This is a genomic window from Legionella oakridgensis ATCC 33761 = DSM 21215 (genome assembly GCF_000512355.1).
Taxonomy (GTDB): domain Bacteria; phylum Pseudomonadota; class Gammaproteobacteria; order Legionellales; family Legionellaceae; genus Legionella_A; species Legionella_A oakridgensis.
The window spans coordinates 31,952-50,245 of sequence record NZ_CP004007.1 but is presented as its reverse complement, the minus strand read 5'-3'; the positions used below and the strand labels follow the sequence as shown (position 1 = coordinate 50,245).

Below are 18,294 nucleotides of genomic sequence, written 5' to 3'. Positions count from 1 at the left end.
GTTAAAAGAGCCATTTTTTTGCCGATTCAAGGATGGATGCAATGGCAAAACAATGGCATAAAAAACACTGGGCAGGAAGCTCATGTCCTTATTGAGTTTAGGTCCTACCCAGTTTTCATAGTGTTTCTTGACAAGCTAAAGAATTTTATCTAGTTTATAGTTAAACACTTGTTTAACTGTTGAATTGTATGAAACCGCTTTCGGATAACATGATCGCAACAATAGCAGATATTTTGCGATCAATGGGTGAACCTAATCGGTTAAAGCTTTTGCTGGCTTGCCTTGACAAACCGAAAGCAGTTAGCGATTTAGCAGAACAATTACAACTTTCTGTGCCTCTTGTTAGCCATCATTTGCGTCTCCTTCGGTCAGCACGATTATTGTGTGCAAAACGAGAAGGGAAGCATATTTTCTATGAAGTAGATGATGAGCATGTCCGTTGCATTTTAATGGATATGATTAATCATTTTATAGAAGATTTAGAGGATAGTCATGACCTTGCCTAATCAATTTATTTTAAAACTTATAAATACTCATTATGGTGTTGAGGCTGTTGCTAGTGACACTACGTCTTTCACCATTACTCTAAATCGCCCATGCATAGACAGAAAAAAGTATAACTACGGCGGAAAGATTATATGACAAATACCATAACAACATTATTTGTTAGCGGGTTGGATTGTCCATCAGAAGAAAAACTGATTCGGGGACAATTGGAATCTATTCCCGAAGTGGAGAAATTAACTTTTAACTTTATAACCCAAGAAGTAACCATTCACCATTATCTAAATACACCTGTGCCTTTCTTGGAGAAGATTGAAGCGCTGGGAATGAAAGTCACATTAAAAACTGGACGGGATAAAGAGCATTTAGAAGAAAATCCACACCCCTCCTGGTGGATGATAGGATTTGCAGGGTTTATGGCGCTCATTGCCGAAGTCATTGCTTATAGCTTATCCGATGAGCAATCACCATGGGTCGCCGTACTTGCGCTCATTGCCATGGCCTTAAGTGGGGAAACTACGCTTAAAAAAGGATGGTTAGCACTCAGCACCAAAACACTTAATATTAGTAGTCTGATGCTGATAGCCATTACGGGTGCTGTATTAATTGGTGAGTGGCCGGAAGCTGCTATGGTAACCGTCTTATTTGCGTTTGCTGAACGCATTGAAGTGTATTCCTTGGATAAGGCGCGTGAGGCTATTCGAAAACTGATGGAAATTGCGCCCGAGGTAGCTACTGTTAAAGGGGCTGATGGCAGTTGGCAGAGCCTACCAGTCAGTCAAGTTGCTTTAGGTGACGTAATTTGGGTAAAACCTGGTGAGCGCATTCCTTTAGATGGTGAAATAATCCTAGGGAAAAGTAGTGTAAATCAAGCCCCTATTACCGGTGAATCCATGCCCGTTGATAAAAACGTAGGGGAGAGCGTGTATGCGGGAACCCTCAATGAACATGGCTCATTCCAGTTTAAAGTGAGTGTCGCTTCAGGTGATACAGTCCTTGCAAAGATTGGAAAAACGATTGCACAAGCGCAAGCTGAACGCGCGCCTACCCAGCGTTTTGTAGATCAGTTTTCCAAATATTATACACCGCTGATGGTTGTGATTGCTGTTTTAGTTGCTGTTCTTCCTCCAATTCTTTGGGGAGGGTTATGGTCTTTATGGCTATATAAAGCCTTAACCTTACTTGTCATTGCTTGCCCTTGTGCGTTAGTTATTTCAACACCTGTAACGGTTGTTAGTGGTCTTGCTGCTGCCGCTAAACACGGTATCCTTATCAAAGGAGGAACCTATTTAGAACAAGGGCATCGGTTAAAAGCCATTGCACTGGATAAAACAGGCACCCTTACCGAAGGCAAACCAGTTGTGACCAAGTTGATTCAAATAAGCGGCCAAGGAAACATAAATGTTCTGCAACTGGCAGCCAGTCTTGACGAGCATTCGGAGCATCCCATTGCTCAGGCCATTGTTAAACAATGGCAAAAACAGCAACCAACAGATTCGTTACTTTCAGTAACCGATTTTAAAGCACTTCCTGGTCGTGGAGTAACAGGAATAATAGCAGATGTGCGATATTTTGTGGGTAATCATCAACTAGCTGAAGACAACCAGCTTTGCAATCCAGCGATTGAAGCACAACTTAAAGAACTTGAGCAAACAGGGCAAACTACTATCATTTTAAGTGATTCGGAGCACGTATTGGCAATTTTTGCTGTGGCGGATACGTTGCGCCCCACAAGCCAAATGGCAATCAAAGCATTGCATCAACAAGGAATTAAAACTTGCATGTTAACAGGTGACAATGCGACCACCGCAAAAGCCATTGCCGACCAGGTGGGTATAGATGAAATTCGAGCAAACGTTCTACCTGCAGACAAAGTTTACGCCATTGATGAGTTAATTAAGCGTTTTGGTGCGGTAGGGATGGTGGGCGATGGCATTAATGACGCGCCTGCACTTGCGAAAGCGACCATTGGTTTTGCAATGGGGAAGGGCACGGATATTGCGTTGGAAACAGCAGATATCGCTATTATGAATGATAACTTAGCTAAACTATCCCAATTCATTTCTTTAAGTCGTAAAACTGTGAGTGTACTATTTCAAAATATTAGCTTGTCTATTGTGGTTAAAATAATTTTTTTTGGTTTGGCACTGGCTGGTTTAGCCACATTATGGATGGCAGTATTTGCCGATATGGGAGCGAGTCTTATTGTGGTTGCAAATGGACTGCGATTGCTGACTTTTAGTGACAAGACTATTAGATAGCAGATGAGCTACCATCTCTTAGTAATAATGAGTAAAGGATTGTGAATGCGTTATGGACTAATTGGATTACTGATGATTTGCTTGCAAGCCGCGTACGGTCAAGATTCGCTAACATTTAAAGAGGCATTGGCACTGGCTTATAAAAATAATCCTAGCTTGAAATCCCAAGCAGCTGCTGTTGAACAAGCCAAAGGGCATTTTATTCAATCGGGTTTATATCCAAATCCAACATTTTCACTACAAGCTGAAAATATTGGAACCCCCTCTACTCTCGAGTCAGGATATACCGGAACAGAAAAAACCATTTCCATTGAGCAACCCATACCCTTAGGGAATCGATTGTATTATCAACGAGAGGCTTCCAAAATGGAATTTCTAGCGGCTTGTTTGAAATTAGAAGCTAGTCGTTCCAATCTCTTTATCGATATAGGAAATGCTTATGTGGATGCCTTTTATGCCCAATATTGGACTAGTGCTTCAAAGCGTTTAGTAAAACTGAATGAATTAGTTGTTGGAAGTATCAATAAACGAGTAGAGATAGGGGCCAATTCTGAAGTGGATTTAAGATTAGCTGAGATAGCACTTGATGAAGCAGTCATTGTTTATGACAGGGCGCGGCGCAATGAATTGAAATCTAAAACCATCTTAGCCAATTTGATGGGTACCCCAACTCTTACTGAGATGAATCTCAATGAAAAGGGGCTTTCCCATAACTTAGACTCATGGCCTTTAATTAAAAAACGCCTCATTAAGAGTAATTTGATTAAAGCACAAATGGCCTTAGTGCGAGCTATGGGATCACGTATTGCCGCCACTTCGAAAGAAGTTTGGCCTGATCTCAATCTTCAATTCGGTTTTCGTCATTTTGAGTTAAACGATCAAAAGGCGTTCTTGGTTTCAGCTTCAGCTCCAATCCCCGTTTTTAATCAAAATCAGGGAAATGTCTATAGCGCTCATGCGAAACGAAACGAGGCCATTCAGGACTTACATCAATTAAAATTAAATCTTGAATCTTCCTTGTATGGCACTTTTTTAGACGCCTTACAGTCTAAGGAAGAAGTGGAAAAAGTGACGAGCAGAATGCTCCCTAAGGCGAAAAAAGCGGTTGAATTAGCTCGCGAAGGGGTTGAGCAGGGACGCTATAGTTATCTTATTATTAGTAATGCAATCCAAATGCTTAATCGTGAAGAAGAGCATTATACCAGGGCCCATGCTGATTATCATAAGGCGCTAATTAAGATTCAGGGTCTATTAATGAGTGAGGCCTTTCAAAAATAATTAAAGGGAATTAGTGTGAAAAAATATCATTATCTAATCATAATTGCAGCAATAATTCTCGCAGGTGCTTTATGGTGGCTATCAGCTAAGTTGACTTTTGCCATGGAAAACTCCGCTCCAGAGAAGCACGGTCCTCATAATGGTCGCTTATTTGAGGGTAAGGATTTCACCGTGGAACTTGTTCTTACTGAAGAAGGAGCAACTCCTAAATTTAAGGCCTATGTTTCATCGAAAGGAAAGCCCATTTCACCCTCCAAGGTAAATCTTATTGTTGAGTTAAAACGTCTGGAGGGGGATATAACTACTATCAATTTCATCCCCCAAACTGATACTTTAGTCAGTAAACAAGACATAGAAGAACCCCATTCCTTTGATGTCACAATAAAGGCCGTTTATGAAAATCAACCTTTTAGCTGGAACTACTCCTCCTATGAGGGAAGGATAAAGCTAAGTACCAAGGAGGCAGAAGAGGAGGGTGTTACTGTTCTAGTCGCAGGACCCGGCGAGATAAAGAAATATGCACATCTTAATGGCCGTATTACCCTTAACCGTAATACCACGACTGATGTGCGAGCCCGCTTTCCGGGTATAGTAAAAAGCGTATTGGTTAAATGGGGGGATTCCGTAAAAAAGGGCGACCTATTAGCTACCATTGAAAGCAATGAGAGCTTAAAAGAATATGAAGTTCGTGCGCCAACAGAAGGCCGAATTCTTGCGCGTAACATCACGCCTGGGAATGTAGCCGGAACAGAATCGCTCTTCACCATTGCCAATTTATCAGATGTTTGGGCTGAACTTCATGTTTTCCCGCGCGATTTAGAAAAAATTAATAAAGGCCAAATGGTCACCATACATTCGCAGGAAGAGGATAAAGAAATAAGTGCGCCCATTGCTATGATTCTTCCAACGACTGATCCATTAAGCCAAACTGTAATCGCTATCGTAACTATTCCAAATTCTAAGGAAGAATGGCGTCCAGGGACTATTGTGCGAGCTGATGTACTTCTTTCTGAAATAAAAGTTCCATTAATGGTCAAAACGACCGCGTTGCAAAATATGAATGAAAAAACAGTTTTATTCATTAAAGTGGGAGAGCAATATGAGATGCGTGAGGTCGAATTGGGAGTAAAAGATAATGAATGGGTCGAAGTCAAAAGTGGTTTAAAGCCCGGCACACAGTATGTGGTAGGTAATAGTTTTTTAATAAAAGCTGATATTGAAAAGTCAGGAGCTGAGCATGAGCATTAAATTAGGACGATTATGTTAGAACCTACCATTGCCTTCGCTATTCGCCACCGCTGGTTTGTCTTATTGGTTATTGCAGGCCTCCTGGGGCTTGGTATCTATAATTTTAAAAAATTACCGATTGACGCAGTTCCTGACATTACTAATGTGCAAGTGCAAATTAATACTGAGGCGGAAGGGTATTCTCCCCTAGAGGTGGAGCAGCGCATTACCTATCCTATTGAAACAGCTCTAGCAGGCATACCAAAATTAGATTATACCCGTTCTCTTTCACGCTATGGACTTTCACAAGTTACCGTTGTATTTGAAGAGGGAACTAGCATTTATTTTGCGCGCCAATTAATCGGAGAGCGGTTACAACAAATAAAAAGTCAATTACCTCCTGGTATGGAACCTGAAATGGGTCCTATTGCTACAGGCCTTGGTGAAATTTTTATGTTTGCAGTAGAGGCTAAACCGGGTGCTTTAAAGGAGGATGGTAGCGAATATACGCCGATGGATTTATTGACTGTACAAAAATGGATTATTCTGCCTCAACTACGCAATTCCAAAGGGGTGATTGAGGTGAACTCGATTGGTGGTTATGAAAAGCAATTTCATGTCATGCCCTATCCACAAAAATTACTGGCTTATCAATTAACCATAAATGACCTTCTAAATGCACTGGAAAAAAACAATGCGAATTTGGGTGCGGGTTATATTGAGAAAAATGGTGAACAGTACTTAATTAGAATTCCGGGGCAAGTCAAAACCATTGAAGGCCTCAAAGACATCATTGTTGCCAAACGAGATGAAGTTATCATTCGTATCGGGGAGGTAGCTGATGTCAAATTAGGCTCTCCATTAAGAACTGGAGCTGCCACACAAAATGGTAAAGAAGTGGTTTTAGGTACTGCCATGATGCTTATTGGTGAAAACAGTCGTGAAGTATCTGTTCGTGTGGCAACTAAGTTAGAGGAAATCAATCAGAGCCTGCCCAAAGGAATTATCGCCAGACCCGTTTATGATAGGACAAAGCTTGTAGATAGAACAATTGCTACCGTTGAGAAAAACTTATTAGAAGGCGCATTGCTCGTTATTGTTATTCTTTTTCTTCTGCTAGGTAATATTCGCGCGGCAATAATTACAGCTGCCGTCATTCCCATTTCAATGTTGATGACTATCACGGGGATGGTCACAAAAGGTGTATCTGGAAATTTAATGAGCTTAGGCGCATTAGACTTTGGGCTTATTGTAGATGGTGCGGTCATTATTATTGAAAATTGCCTACGTCGGTTTGGTTTGGCACAACATGAATTAGGACGCGTTTTAACGAAAGAGGAGCGATTTAGTTTAACTTCTGAAGCGACGGCAGAGGTCATTCGCCCAAGTCTTTTTGGTGTAGTCATTATAACGGTAGTCTATCTACCCATTTTTACATTATCAGGGGTTGAGGGGAAGATGTTTCACCCAATGGCCTTGACTGTGGTCATGGCACTTTTATCGGCATTAGTGCTCTCTTTAACCTTTGTGCCTGCTGCAGTGGCTGTATTTATTACAGGCCGAGTAGACGAAAAAGAAAATTTCATTATTCGATTTGTGAAAAAAGGTTATGAACCTTTATTAAATTGGAGCTTGCTAAATCCATGGAAAATGGTGAGTGGTGCTGTGATAATAACGTGCTTAAGCCTATTGTTACTATTGCGCATCGGCGCTGAATTTATCCCAAGTCTTGATGAAGGTGACATTGCATTACATGCTATGCGCATACCAGGTACGAGTTTATCCCAAGCTATTTCTATGCAAACTATATTAGAAGAGCGCATAAAACAATTCCCTGAAGTTCGAGAGGTTTTTAGTAAAATTGGAACGGCAGAAGTAGCAACCGATCCAATGCCTCCTAATGTCGCTGATACGTTTGTTATGTTAAAGCCACGATCCGAATGGCCAAACCCTAGCAAAGCTAAAGATATTTTGGTAGGTGAAATTGAGAATGCTGTCCAGAAAATTCCTGGGAATAATTATGAATTTACTCAACCCATTCAAATGCGCTTTAACGAGCTGATTTCGGGTGTTAGAAGTGATTTAGCAATTAAAATTTTCGGTGATGATATGGAGCAGCTGCTTACTTTAGCAAAGAATGTAAAAGGGGCACTGCAGAGTGTCCCTGGCGCTTCCGACATTAAAATCGAACAAGCCAGCGGTCTGCCCGTGCTATCCATTATCCCCGATACCACTGCTCTTCAGCGTTATGGATTAAACATTGCCGATGTCCAAAATGTTATTCAAATTGCTTTGGGCGGCAAGGAGGCAGGTGTGTTATTTGAAGGTGACAAACGCTTTGATATTGTTGTGAGGTTACCAGAATCCATAAGAACAAATATCAACATGTTAGAGGAGTTACCTATTCCATTAACGCTTCAAAGCGATAGCAAATCAACAAATCCGAATTATGTTCCTCTGAAGGAGGTAGCCAAATTGACTTTCGCTTATGGTCCGAATCAAATAAGTCGTGAGAATGGGAAGCGTCGTGTGGTAGTTACCGCAAATGTTCGTGGTCGCGATTTAGGGGGCTTTGTTGAAGAGGTTAAACGGGTGGTTGGGGCAAAAATTAAATTGCCTGAAGGAACTTGGATAAATTATGGTGGAACCTTTGAGCAATTGATTTCTGCAGAAGAGAGATTAATGGTTGTCGTACCCATTACGTTGCTACTTATCTTGGGTCTTTTATTTATGGCCTTTGGCTCAGCCCGTGCAGCATTACTCATTTTTTCCGGGGTTCCTTTGGCGCTAACAGGAGGAATTGTAGCGCTCTGGTTAAGGGGCATTCCTTTTTCCATCTCAGCCGGAGTGGGTTTTATTGCTTTATCGGGTGTTGCAGTCTTAAATGGTGTAGTAATGGTGTCTTTTATTCGCAGTTTGCTTGAGGAAGGATGCGAACTAAAAGAAGCTATTATACAAGGGGCTTTAACGCGTTTAAGGCCTATTTTAATGACCGCTTTAGTCGCAAGTCTTGGTTTTGTACCTATGGCGATTAATGTAGGAGCAGGTTCTGAGGTGCAACGACCTCTTGCAACGGTGGTCATTGGAGGAATTTTGTCTTCAACCTTTTTAACCTTGCTAGTCTTACCCGGTTTGTACCTAATTATGCATAGAAGGCAGAGCAGGCAAACTACGGGAGTTTGATATTGACAAAGGCTACAATGCAAGAGGAATGATGACATTTGTTAATTACGAAGGAGTTAAAGTACCCGACATATCATTGTGATTACAATGCTCATTAAAAGCATCTTTATTATTAGACAATTATGTTTAATCCCTCTACTCTAATAAAGATTCAAATAATCAGATAGAGGGACACTGAGGGTGGTGGTTCCTATTTTTGCATTCATAACAGGGAGTTTAATGATGATGAGAACACTATTGTTTCTAGGCTTTCTTGCTTTTGGTATAGCAGGACCCACTTATTCTGCCGAACAACCGATGTCTGGAAGTTCAATGAATATGCAGAAATCTGAGCCATGTGCCTGTATGAAAAAAATGATGGATGGCAGCATGGATAATGAAATGATGAATAAGATGATGATGAAAGAATTAGGGAATAAAGATGCGCAATATGATAAACGCTTTATCGATTTGATGATACCACACCATGAAGCCGCTATTTTGATGGCACAAAATGCGCTTAAAAATTCGGATAAACCCGAAATTAAAACAATGGCCCAAAACATCATTACGGCTCAAGAAAAAGAGATAGCACAGTTAAAAGAATGGCGTAAGCAATGGTATGGTCAATAGGGATAAACAATTTACAAGGAGAATTGTAATGTCACATCATGAATATCAATCTTGCATTGAGGCCTGTTTAAAATGCGCTATAGAGTGTGAGCATTGTGCAACAGCCTGTCTAAATGAGAGTCAAGTAAAAGACATGGTTGAGTGTATTCAATTAGATAGGGATTGTGCGCTCATTTGTTCATTAGCTGCCAAACTCATGGCAAGAGGCTCAAAATATGCACAAGAAATGTGTGCATTATGCGCTAAAGTCTGTAGAGATTGTGCTAAAGAATGTGAACAGCATAAACATCATGAGCACTGTCTAAAGTGTGCAGAAGCTTGTCGTAAATGTGCTGAGGAATGTGAAAAGATGGCGAATTGATCTCGCGCCTTACTTTGTTGCAAAGGCGGTGACAAATGAAAATGTCTCTTGTTTTTTCTATCGCGATACAGTCTCATTACTCCCTAACTTCGAGATGAGTCGCACATAGACAAGCTCGCTGATAAGCTCAATGAGTGTCTGCGTTACGATTACCGCAGGTAATATTGGTATTGCGTTGGGTATAGCAAAAGCGAGCGGTAAAACCACTAGTGAATTACGAGTCCCTGCGCTAAAAGCTACCGCCCGGCCAGCACGTGCATTGAGTTTAAAGAATTTCGCGACAAACCAGCCAATGAGTGGTGCAAAAAACGCAAAAACAATATAAATGGGAATCACCTGTAATGTTTCCTGTATCGTGCTACCTGCTTGGGGCAACACAGCGGCAATAACCACAAACAAAACGAGAGCGGTTGCAGGTACAGGTAATAATCCGAAAGTTAAAAGTATTATCTTCCCCGAATGGTATCGAGCAGCCCATAATTGCATAAGGGCCGCAAATATTAAGGGCAGCACAATTAACCAGATAAATGCATGAAAAAACGGCTTGAAATAAATGAGTTTTACAGCCTCTTCATTAAGGAGCAAGTGGATGTATACAGGCAATAACATCATTTGCATGATTAATAGAATAGGCGTTGCAGCGAGTATTAAGCGTGCATCTGCGCCACCAAGTTGTGAGAATGTCACAACATAATCGATGCATGGGGTTAGTAAAACTAGATACACGCCTAATAACACCATAGGGTTACTAGGAGTAAGTAGCTGCACAAGACCTGCCACAAAAAATGGTAGTACGACAAAATTTGTGACAAGTAGGGCTGCGAGATAATTCTTTGCAAAACCTCGGGCAAGATCTGGAATGGGTATTTGTAAAAAAGTCACAAATAACATCAGCGCAAGAGCAGGATTTATACAGACTTCAAGAATCGTTGTGCCAGGAATGGCTAATGCAACAACTACTGCCACTACAATTACACCGAAATATATACCAATTTGCTGGCTTTCCAGCGTTTTACGAAGCATCTGATCCTTACCTCAACTCTGTTTTGCCAAAAGAAAAGTTCCAAAATGAACATGACCGACACTATTTCCATTATTTATGGTGCTTATGTCTATGATGAATATCCGGATAGTGTGGATGAAAATGTTTTATAGCATCATGGTGGTGAAGGTGATAATGCGGCTCACTACCATCCCAGAGAAAATCATGCTCATGACGATGATGTTCATCATGAATATGATTGTGGCTGTGACTGAGTAATTCATGTGTATGGTCATGCTCATGATGCTCAGTGAGATGCAAATATACCCCAAGTCCCATTAAAATAATTGCAATCCAAAGTAGGGCTGATGTGGGTTCGTTCAAAAATAAAATAGCGATACCTGCACCAATGAATGGTGCTGTAGAAAAATAGGCACCGGTTCTTGCTGTACCCAAGCCGCGTAAGGCCAAAACGAACAAGACCAGGCTGGCACCATAACCAATAAATCCAACCATTAAAGCGTAACTTACTAACGACCAGTGCGGCAACGTCGTGCCTAGCCCCAATGCAAAGCTTGTGCTTACAACACCTGCAACAAGCCCCTTAGTCCCGGCGATGAATAACGGCTCACCCGCGGAAACTTTGCGGGTCAAGTTATTATCAATTGCCCAACACATACAAGCACTAGCAATGGTAATTGTACTCCACCAGTTTGGTATTGAGGCAGTCTTACTTGGCCAAGATAAGACAATACTCCCGGCGACAATGAGGAGCATACCCAGCACAATCCTACGTTCCGTGCTTTCCTTAAAAACAACCCATGCCAGCAGGGCGGTAAAAACCGCTTCAAGGTTCAGCAACAACGAGGCCACAGATGCACTCGCTTGTTTCAAGCCCATCATTAATAAGATTGGTCCGAGAGTCCCACCAAAAATGATAGCGCCTAACAGCCAAGGCCAATCATCTGTTAGTAACCCGGAGTGTTGCCATCCTCTGTATTTTATCAAGCGCATTAGCATTAACCCTATCCCACTACCGAGATAAAGCAACCCCGCTAGTAATAAAGGAGAGAAATCCCCAATGAGTTGTTTTGCAAATGGCGTACTGCCGCCAAACAGAATTGCTGACGCAAGCGCTGCAAAGGTAGGAGAAATTGAGAAAAACCTATTTATTCTCATTTTACCTCTAAATAGGCTTCATAATTCAATATGCATTTCTTGCTTATCAAAATGTAATTATTTTATCTGATAAAACAACCCATTGAGCCAACTCTGTCATGGTCGATTTTTCAGCCCCTTCAAAATAAGGCTGATTTTTGTAAATACCGCAACGTGCCATGCATGTTCCGCAAACTTTAACTTGTATTTGCCTGGAAATTAGGATTTTCAGCATTCTAGATAAGTCCTGATCGTATCCCTCTGGCGGTTTACTCTCATCTCGGGCCATATCAACTGCATCATTCATAAGGAAAATCCGTACTTCTTGACCGGCCTCACATAGTTTTTCTGCCAGACGCAACCCATTCCAAGTCACATCCGTACCGTCGTATGGAGCTCGGTTAAAAATTATCAATATGCTCATTGCTTTCCATTAAAACTCAAAGGCTTAATACCAGAATACATGAAATAAAGGTGAATTCAATGATTACCTTTGTGAGAGTACACACCAGGCTATTAATGAGGCTTTCATGGATAAAATGAAAATCTTAATTGCTGCCGGATTTCCTCAAGTTTTGATTTAGATGAAAGCCATCATAATATTTTCAATTTAATGTAAGTAGAATAAGTATAGCTAGTGATTCGTGTTTCGATTAGCATTCAATTGTGATGGATAACGTACCTTATCCATCACAAACAGGGTATAATTGGTAAAAAACAAAAAAGGAACCCTATGAATTTACTGGATGTTCAAAATCCCAAAAATCAAAAGTTTGTGATAGATAAGATTTCTCATCCCTTAGATGTTCATTTTGATACCAATTCCTTATCTGCGTGGTTGTCTTATTATTATGCAGTGCATGTGAGAGGGGCGCCTGAAAAAACAGAGCAAGCGAAAAAGAAAGACCTCTCGAAATTCATTCAATTTTTTCAAATGGAAGTAGGGCATGATTCGGTTGATAATTGGACACCTGCGGTAAGTAAACATTTTCAAAGGAATTTGAGTAAAACGATTTCAGAACAAACGGGAAAACCTTATAAAGCGACTTCAGTAAATCGAACAATGGCAACGATTCGACATGTAGGTCGGTGGCTACACAAACAAAGACCATTATTAGCAGGGGATCCCTTAGCCCAAGTGAAGGATTTACAAACCGATGCACCTGACTGGAATGGTTTAACATCTAGACAATTAATGCGCTTAAAGTCTGCTTGCGAACAACGAATCAAAAGTTGCACGCGTAAAAATCAAAATCCCCTAATGGAAACGGCGCTATTTTATTTACTACTGGGTACAGGCCTCCGGGAATCGGAAGTAGTTACTTTGAATGTGAGTCAATATCGACAAAAAGGGTTATGTGAAGTACTACGGCATAAGTCGAAACGAATCAGCCAAAAAATTCCTTTACCTCAAGAGAGCAGGGTGTATTTGGATAAATATCTTGAAGGAAGACAAGCTCAAGAAGATGAGCCATTATTTATCACACGCTACGGAACGCGTTTACAGACTTTAGATGTGTATCGGATTTGCCAACGAGTATTAAAACAGGCTTTAGCTTTTTTACCAGAAGGGGAGCGATTTGCATTTACACCCCATAAATTGCGGCATACTTTTTTGAAGAAAGTCACTGATAAGCATGGGGTGCATTTTGCTCAAGAGCTCAGTGGTAATGTCTCTATTAAAGAAATTTTTCGTTATGCTAAGCCGAGTCAGGATGAAATGCAATCTACAATTGAAGAGTTATTTGAAAACCAGTAATAAATGAGCGATGAAATATTAATGTTAATGAGGAAGTAACGTTAGATTTATGATCTCCATCTCGGCAATTGGCGAATGGCGACTCCATGGGGAATGGATCTAACAAAACAAGAAGATATTGGCTGGGATGATACGAAAAACGACAGAAATACTAAATTCTCTGGTTGTATTACTGTTTTATAATTTAACCTTGAGGCAAACTATTTAAGCTTTTAATAAAGCTTAAACTAAAAGATGCGTTTTTCTATGATTTACATTTTTCGTAGTGGCAACTACATATAACATAGGTGTGAGATTGGGTATGGATTTAGTTCTTAGCAAAGACGAGCTACAGAAGAAAATTTATTTTATTCGCGGTGTTCATGTCATGCTGGATAAAGATTTGGCTGATTTGTATGAGGTTAAACCAATTCGTCTTCGAGAACAGGTTAAGCGTAACATCAAGCGATTTCCTGAAGATTTTATGTTTCAGCTTGTGGAAGAAGAGGTTGAGTATCTGCTATCGCAAAATGCGATACCTTCAAAAAAGAGTCTCGGTGGTTTTTTGCCTTATGTATTTACAGAGCAGGGAGTTGCTGGAATATCAGGAGTTCTAACAAGTGATAGGGCGATAGCTGTAAATATTACTATTATGCGAACATTTGTGGAAATGCGCCGTTTTATTTCATTGAATGGAGAGATATTTAATCGATTAAACACATTAGAAAAGCGCCAGCTTGTTCATGAAATAAAAGCTAATGACCAATTTGAGAGAATTTTCACAGCATTAGAAAATAGATCGGCTCAGTCTAGTCAAGGTATATTTTTTGAAGGTCAAATTTTTGATGCATATGTTTTTATTTCTAAACTCATTAGATCAGCAAAAAGATCAATAATATTGCTTGATAATTATGTCGATGAAACTGTTTTAGAACACTTGTCTAAAGCTGAACCACAAGTGAAGATCTATATACTGACAAAAACGATTAGCAAACATCTGAAGTTAGATATTGAGAAATATAATGCGCAGCATGAAAAAATAGAAATATTCCAGTTTGATTTATCTCACGATCGTTTTTTAATTATTGATCAGTCTGATATATACCACATAGGCGCGTCTTTAAAAGATTTAGCGAAGAAATGGTTTGCCTTTTCTAAGCTTGAGCATAATAGCTTTGGTTTGATGGAGCGAATAAATTCCATTATTCAAAGCAAGTAATTTTAAGATCACAATTTGTGACCTCAAGTTGTTACTGAGATCAATAATATAAATTGCATCGAAAATTGATGGCATTGTAGAGAGCAAAACCCAGATGAATTCTTTGGTCATAAATACGGTATTAGATAACGCCGAAAAGGCTGTAGCTCGGGTCACAATAGATTGGGAAATCCCAATTCCTTTTGCAGTGACCATGCAGGAAGAGTCAGCTTATCCTTTACAAGCGCTGCCAGCCATCTTACAGAAAACAGTTTCCGATTATCAACAATACGGCCAACAACCAATTTCACTAATTGCTTGTGGTGCATTGGCTAATGTGTCTTTAGCTTGTCAGTCGTTAGCAAATGTGGCAAGAGATCATTATTTAATTAGTCCTGTTTCCTTATATTTCATCGTATTAGCATCTAGCGGGGAAAGAAAATCTGCATCGGATAATTTATTTTCACAAGCTGCCAGAAACTGGCAAGAAAAGGTGCGTTCTCAGCGTTTGCCTATGGTCAATGCTGCTAAAGTGTTGCATCGTGCGTGGAAAATGCAATGTGAGGAACTGACTTATCGATTACGATCCGGTTCCTTTTCTGAGGATTATGCAGATTCTCGAGAAGAGCTTGAAGAACTTATGATGCATGAGCCTGAAATACCGTTGCTTCCAACTCTATATTTTGAGGATGTTACGCAAGAAGCACTGGCTCATAGTTTAGCTCATGGCTGGCCAAGTGCGTCTCTTTGGTCTGATGAGGCTGGTATTATTATTGGTAGCCAGAGTATGCAATCGAATCCGACTCGATTTGTCGCATTACTTAATCGCTTGTGGGATGCAAAACTTTTTACAACGCATAGAAAAACATCTGATAATTTTGTCCTAAAAAATCGTCGCCTTACTTTAAATCTACTGAGCCAACCCATTTTGATGCAACAATTGTTAGGTCAGTCGCAGCATATTGCGCGTCAGAGTGGTTTTTTGCCACGGTGTTTACTGGCTTATCCTAAAAGCCTCATGGGAACACGTCTATACCAGGAACCCAATGATTCTTTATCCTGTTTTAGCGCCTATCACGAGCGTATTACAGCCTGTCTTTCTCAATCGGAAGAGTTGGGGATTAAAGGATGCATTAATTTGCCAACATTAGTTTTGAGTCCACAGGCTAAACAAAAATGGATCCAATTCTTTAACCACATGGAATCAGGACTCGCAGATAATGGGCCATGGGTGACATTAAAGGATTTTGTTAGTAAGGCTGCAGAGAATTCCGCAAGGCTAGCCGCTCTTTTTCACCTCTTTGAAGGTAAAGTTGGAGACATAAGCGCTGAGCATATTGAAAGTGCTATTGAAATCGTGCGCTGGCATATGCAGGAGACTCGGAGGTTATTAGCTACTGAAAGTTCTCAAGGTGAAGTTCAGGATGCACAAAGACTACTGAACTGGCTAATGATGAAAGATCGTTACACCATCAGTGTGCGAGAGATTCAAAGATTGAGTCCTTTAAGGGATAAATCCAGAATTAATAAAGCGATAGACATATTAATGGATCATCATGTTATCAGAGAAACAACGCAGGGTAATAAAACTATTTTGGAAATGAACCCTCATTGTTCTCAATAAACTTTGCGACACTGCGACAATTGCGACAAAAGTTGAATTATAGGAGTCTATTATTAACCTAGCTGTCGCAATTGTCGCAGTGTCGCAAGTGATTAATAAAGTATAAGGCGATAACCAAAGATCAAATCATGACCCAGATCGTAATAAGCACTGATGAATAAAGAGGAGTTAGTAAAACTTTATGCCAATGAAAAAAAATTCAATTCCATGCAAGGTGAGGGGAGAAGGAAAGACTACACTATAAATATATCAACCAATAACTCCTAATCTTTTTTCTGAGGTTATTGAATTAAAAATTATTCATTAATTGTTTAGAGAAAAAATGAAATCACGAGCAAGATCAATGTTAGATAAATCAATATCTGGAATGCTTTCAGCCATTGAGATTTATAATAAGCCTGATTTTAAATATCGTGAGGAGATATTTTCGATTTTGTGTATAAATAGTTGGGAGTTGTTTTTAAAAGCAAAAATACTGCAGCTATCTAATAATAAGGATTCATCGCTTCATGTATGGGAATATAGGACGCTAAAAAATGGTAATAAAGCAAAGAAAAAACCAAAAAAAGGAATAGATCTGGTAATCCAATGACCGTTAGTTTATTTGATGCATTTGATAAAATAATCTTTGAATATGGTCTAAAGATACCAAAGGTAGTGAAAGATAATATTGTTTCAATAACGGAAATACGAGATAACTCAACTCATTTTATTAACAATGACATTAAGTTGAACGTTAAAATTCAGGAATATGGTACTGCCTCATTACAAAATTATTTACACTTAGTTGATGAGTGGTTTGGATGTAGACTTGATCAATATAATTTTTATCTAATGCCAGTATCATTTTTTAGAGATTTTGATTCAGCAACAGGAGAGTCATTAAATAAATGTGGAGAAAAACTATTAAAGTTTATTGAGGGTCTTGAAAAGGAAAATGCCAATAGTGATACAACAAATTTTGATCTTACGTTAGCGATAGATATAAAGCTGCGGAAAGTAAAATCGAATGAACCAGGAATTTCTGCTCAACAAACCCCTGATAAAAATGCTCCTAGAGTATACCTGTCTGATGAAGAAATATTAGATAAATACCCCTGGGATTATGATGTATTAACGACCCAGCTATACAAAAGATATATTAATTTTAAAATGAATGAACCCTTCCATGAAATCAAGAAGAATTTAATAGATAATAAAAAATATTGCTATGAGAGACTGCTTAATCCCTCTAAGCCCAATAGTGGGAGAAAAATGTACTACAGCCCTAACATAGTAAAAGAATTTGATAAGCATTATATTAAAGTTAAACAATAAGGGCGCCAACCTCAAAAACATATTAAAAAATTTAATAAAGTATTGCAAAAAATTCATATACAAGCCTTTTTATCCTAAGAGCGAACGCCATATACACAGCCTAGTATTAATCACATTCACGCAATTAAACCGCGCTCATATAAATTTATAAAAAAATCACCAGTAAACCCCATGCCCCAAGTAAATAAAAAGAACACTAATAAAAACAAGCACACCTTTCGCATTGGAATGCTAATTTGTAACCTATTGATTTATATTAATTAAAACTAGTGTCGATGAAGTATAAAGAAAAATATTTTCCATAGATTTAAAAATAATCAAAATGGATCGTAAAAGCTCCTTAATATGGCGATTATATAAACAATTATGTGCATCACAAATGCATCTTTGTGCATCACTGGTAGTGCTATTTGCTTTTCTATGCAATACTAGTATGTGTTATCTGCGCATCTTATAATGCATCACCCAGTTCATCAAATTTGCATCACCAAATATAAATTAGAAAAGGATATTTTATGCCTAGAGTGACTGTTACCGTACCGAATGACCTCTATAAAAAGCTGACCAAATATGCTGGGGATAATGATGATTCTCTTTCTTATACTATTACCAAAATGACAGAAATTGGATTAATGGTGACTGAAAGTCAGCAAAATCAAAAAAGCCCTGAAGACAAGTATTCTGACATTGAAAAACATTGCTTTAAGCTTATGATTCAAATGAATGCCTTATTAAAAAATATGGCATCAAAGCAGCTGGATTATGGCCAGGATGAGTTTAAAAAATTAATGGACTTATCAATTAATAAATACCAGGAATTGATGGGGATTGTGCCAGAAGAGCTTTAAAAA

General features: G+C 39.3%; 16 protein-coding genes. 13 read left to right on the top strand and 3 right to left on the bottom strand.

What is annotated here, in order from left to right:
• The first annotated feature begins 209 nt into the window (after positions 1-209).
• The 7 genes from LOA_RS13440 (at position 210) to LOA_RS13410 (ending at position 9,426) form a co-directional block, all read left to right on the top strand.
• On the top strand, positions 210-506 hold the full coding sequence (locus LOA_RS13440) for an ArsR/SmtB family transcription factor (protein WP_238551393.1): 297 nt from the start codon (positions 210-212) through the stop codon (positions 504-506).
• Positions 507-638: 132 nt separating this feature from the next.
• Positions 639-2,765 (top strand): heavy metal translocating P-type ATPase, encoded by a 2,127-nt coding sequence (locus LOA_RS13435; RefSeq protein ID WP_025386793.1) that lies wholly within the window; start codon positions 639-641, stop codon positions 2,763-2,765.
• 45 nt (positions 2,766-2,810) lie between these two features.
• Positions 2,811-4,043 carry a TolC family protein gene (locus LOA_RS13430; protein WP_025386792.1) on the top strand — a complete coding sequence of 411 codons (1,233 nt, stop codon included), beginning with the start codon at positions 2,811-2,813 and terminating at the stop codon, positions 4,041-4,043.
• Positions 4,044-4,058: 15 nt separating this feature from the next.
• Positions 4,059-5,291, top strand: coding sequence for an efflux RND transporter periplasmic adaptor subunit (locus tag LOA_RS13425; RefSeq protein ID WP_025386791.1), 1,233 nt, complete (start codon positions 4,059-4,061; stop codon positions 5,289-5,291).
• Positions 5,292-5,303: 12 nt separating this feature from the next.
• Positions 5,304-8,453, top strand: a complete 3,150-nt coding sequence (locus LOA_RS13420; protein WP_025386790.1) for an efflux RND transporter permease subunit — start codon at positions 5,304-5,306, stop codon at positions 8,451-8,453.
• A 222-nt stretch (positions 8,454-8,675) separates the two neighbouring features.
• The gene (locus LOA_RS13415; RefSeq protein WP_238551392.1) at positions 8,676-9,065 is read left to right on the top strand and encodes a DUF305 domain-containing protein; all 390 of its coding nucleotides are present in this window, start codon (positions 8,676-8,678) and stop codon (positions 9,063-9,065) included.
• A gap of 28 nt (positions 9,066-9,093) precedes the next feature.
• Positions 9,094-9,426: a four-helix bundle copper-binding protein gene (locus LOA_RS13410; protein WP_025386788.1), complete on the top strand. Its 333-nt coding sequence runs from the start codon at positions 9,094-9,096 to the stop codon at positions 9,424-9,426.
• 57 nt (positions 9,427-9,483) lie between these two features.
• On the opposite strand, the gene LOA_RS13405 is transcribed toward LOA_RS13410, so the two are convergent.
• The 3 genes from LOA_RS13405 to LOA_RS13395 form a co-directional block, all read right to left on the bottom strand.
• The gene (locus tag LOA_RS13405) at positions 9,484-10,449 is read right to left on the bottom strand and encodes an arsenic resistance protein (protein WP_025386787.1); all 966 of its coding nucleotides are present in this window, start codon (positions 10,447-10,449) and stop codon (positions 9,484-9,486) included.
• Between the two features lie 70 nt (positions 10,450-10,519).
• Positions 10,520-11,587 carry a DMT family transporter gene (locus LOA_RS13400; protein WP_025386786.1) on the bottom strand — a complete coding sequence of 356 codons (1,068 nt, stop codon included), beginning with the start codon at positions 11,585-11,587 and terminating at the stop codon, positions 10,520-10,522.
• 46 nt (positions 11,588-11,633) lie between these two features.
• On the bottom strand, positions 11,634-11,990 hold the full coding sequence (locus LOA_RS13395; RefSeq protein WP_025386785.1) for a DsrE/DsrF/TusD sulfur relay family protein: 357 nt from the start codon (positions 11,988-11,990) through the stop codon (positions 11,634-11,636).
• 309 nt (positions 11,991-12,299) lie between these two features.
• Here LOA_RS13395 and LOA_RS13390 point away from each other — a divergent pair, with 309 nt between their 5' ends.
• From LOA_RS13390 to LOA_RS13370, 6 genes are all read left to right on the top strand, one after another.
• On the top strand, positions 12,300-13,325 hold the full coding sequence (locus tag LOA_RS13390; protein WP_025386784.1) for a tyrosine-type recombinase/integrase: 1,026 nt from the start codon (positions 12,300-12,302) through the stop codon (positions 13,323-13,325).
• Between the two features lie 301 nt (positions 13,326-13,626).
• Positions 13,627-14,523: an ORF6N domain-containing protein gene (locus tag LOA_RS13385; protein WP_025386783.1), complete on the top strand. Its 897-nt coding sequence runs from the start codon at positions 13,627-13,629 to the stop codon at positions 14,521-14,523.
• Positions 14,524-14,617: 94 nt separating this feature from the next.
• Positions 14,618-16,126, top strand: a complete 1,509-nt coding sequence (locus tag LOA_RS13380) for a YfjI family protein (RefSeq protein WP_025386782.1) — start codon at positions 14,618-14,620, stop codon at positions 16,124-16,126.
• A gap of 322 nt (positions 16,127-16,448) precedes the next feature.
• Positions 16,449-16,718, top strand: coding sequence for a DUF3644 domain-containing protein (locus LOA_RS15655; protein ID WP_238551391.1), 270 nt, complete (start codon positions 16,449-16,451; stop codon positions 16,716-16,718).
• Positions 16,715-17,443 carry a DUF3644 domain-containing protein gene (locus LOA_RS13375; RefSeq protein ID WP_238551390.1) on the top strand — a complete coding sequence of 243 codons (729 nt, stop codon included), beginning with the start codon at positions 16,715-16,717 and terminating at the stop codon, positions 17,441-17,443. The genes LOA_RS15655 and LOA_RS13375 overlap by 4 nt, the downstream gene beginning before the upstream one ends.
• A 515-nt stretch (positions 17,444-17,958) precedes the next feature.
• Complete coding sequence (locus LOA_RS13370) at positions 17,959-18,291, top strand: hypothetical protein (RefSeq protein WP_025386781.1); 333 nt, start codon at positions 17,959-17,961, stop codon at positions 18,289-18,291.
• The last annotated feature ends 3 nt before the right edge of the window (positions 18,292-18,294 follow it).

Coding starts and splice junctions, on each gene's coding strand:
- LOA_RS13390 (WP_025386784.1), top strand. CDS start 12,300: ATGAATTTACTGGATGTTCAAAATCCCAAAAATCAAAAGTTTGTGATA.
- LOA_RS13415 (WP_238551392.1), top strand. CDS start 8,676: ATGATGAGAACACTATTGTTTCTAGGCTTTCTTGCTTTTGGTATAGCA.
- LOA_RS13380 (WP_025386782.1), top strand. CDS start 14,618: ATGAATTCTTTGGTCATAAATACGGTATTAGATAACGCCGAAAAGGCT.
- LOA_RS13385 (WP_025386783.1), top strand. CDS start 13,627: ATGGATTTAGTTCTTAGCAAAGACGAGCTACAGAAGAAAATTTATTTT.
- LOA_RS13410 (WP_025386788.1), top strand. CDS start 9,094: ATGTCACATCATGAATATCAATCTTGCATTGAGGCCTGTTTAAAATGC.
- LOA_RS13430 (WP_025386792.1), top strand. CDS start 2,811: ATGCGTTATGGACTAATTGGATTACTGATGATTTGCTTGCAAGCCGCG.
- LOA_RS13435 (WP_025386793.1), top strand. CDS start 639: ATGACAAATACCATAACAACATTATTTGTTAGCGGGTTGGATTGTCCA.
- LOA_RS13405 (WP_025386787.1), bottom strand. CDS start 10,449: ATGCTTCGTAAAACGCTGGAAAGCCAGCAAATTGGTATATATTTCGGT.
- LOA_RS13420 (WP_025386790.1), top strand. CDS start 5,304: ATGTTAGAACCTACCATTGCCTTCGCTATTCGCCACCGCTGGTTTGTC.
- LOA_RS13395 (WP_025386785.1), bottom strand. CDS start 11,990: ATGAGCATATTGATAATTTTTAACCGAGCTCCATACGACGGTACGGAT.
- LOA_RS13375 (WP_238551390.1), top strand. CDS start 16,715: ATGACCGTTAGTTTATTTGATGCATTTGATAAAATAATCTTTGAATAT.
- LOA_RS15655 (WP_238551391.1), top strand. CDS start 16,449: ATGAAATCACGAGCAAGATCAATGTTAGATAAATCAATATCTGGAATG.
- LOA_RS13400 (WP_025386786.1), bottom strand. CDS start 11,587: ATGAGAATAAATAGGTTTTTCTCAATTTCTCCTACCTTTGCAGCGCTT.
- LOA_RS13440 (WP_238551393.1), top strand. CDS start 210: ATGATCGCAACAATAGCAGATATTTTGCGATCAATGGGTGAACCTAAT.
- LOA_RS13370 (WP_025386781.1), top strand. CDS start 17,959: ATGCCTAGAGTGACTGTTACCGTACCGAATGACCTCTATAAAAAGCTG.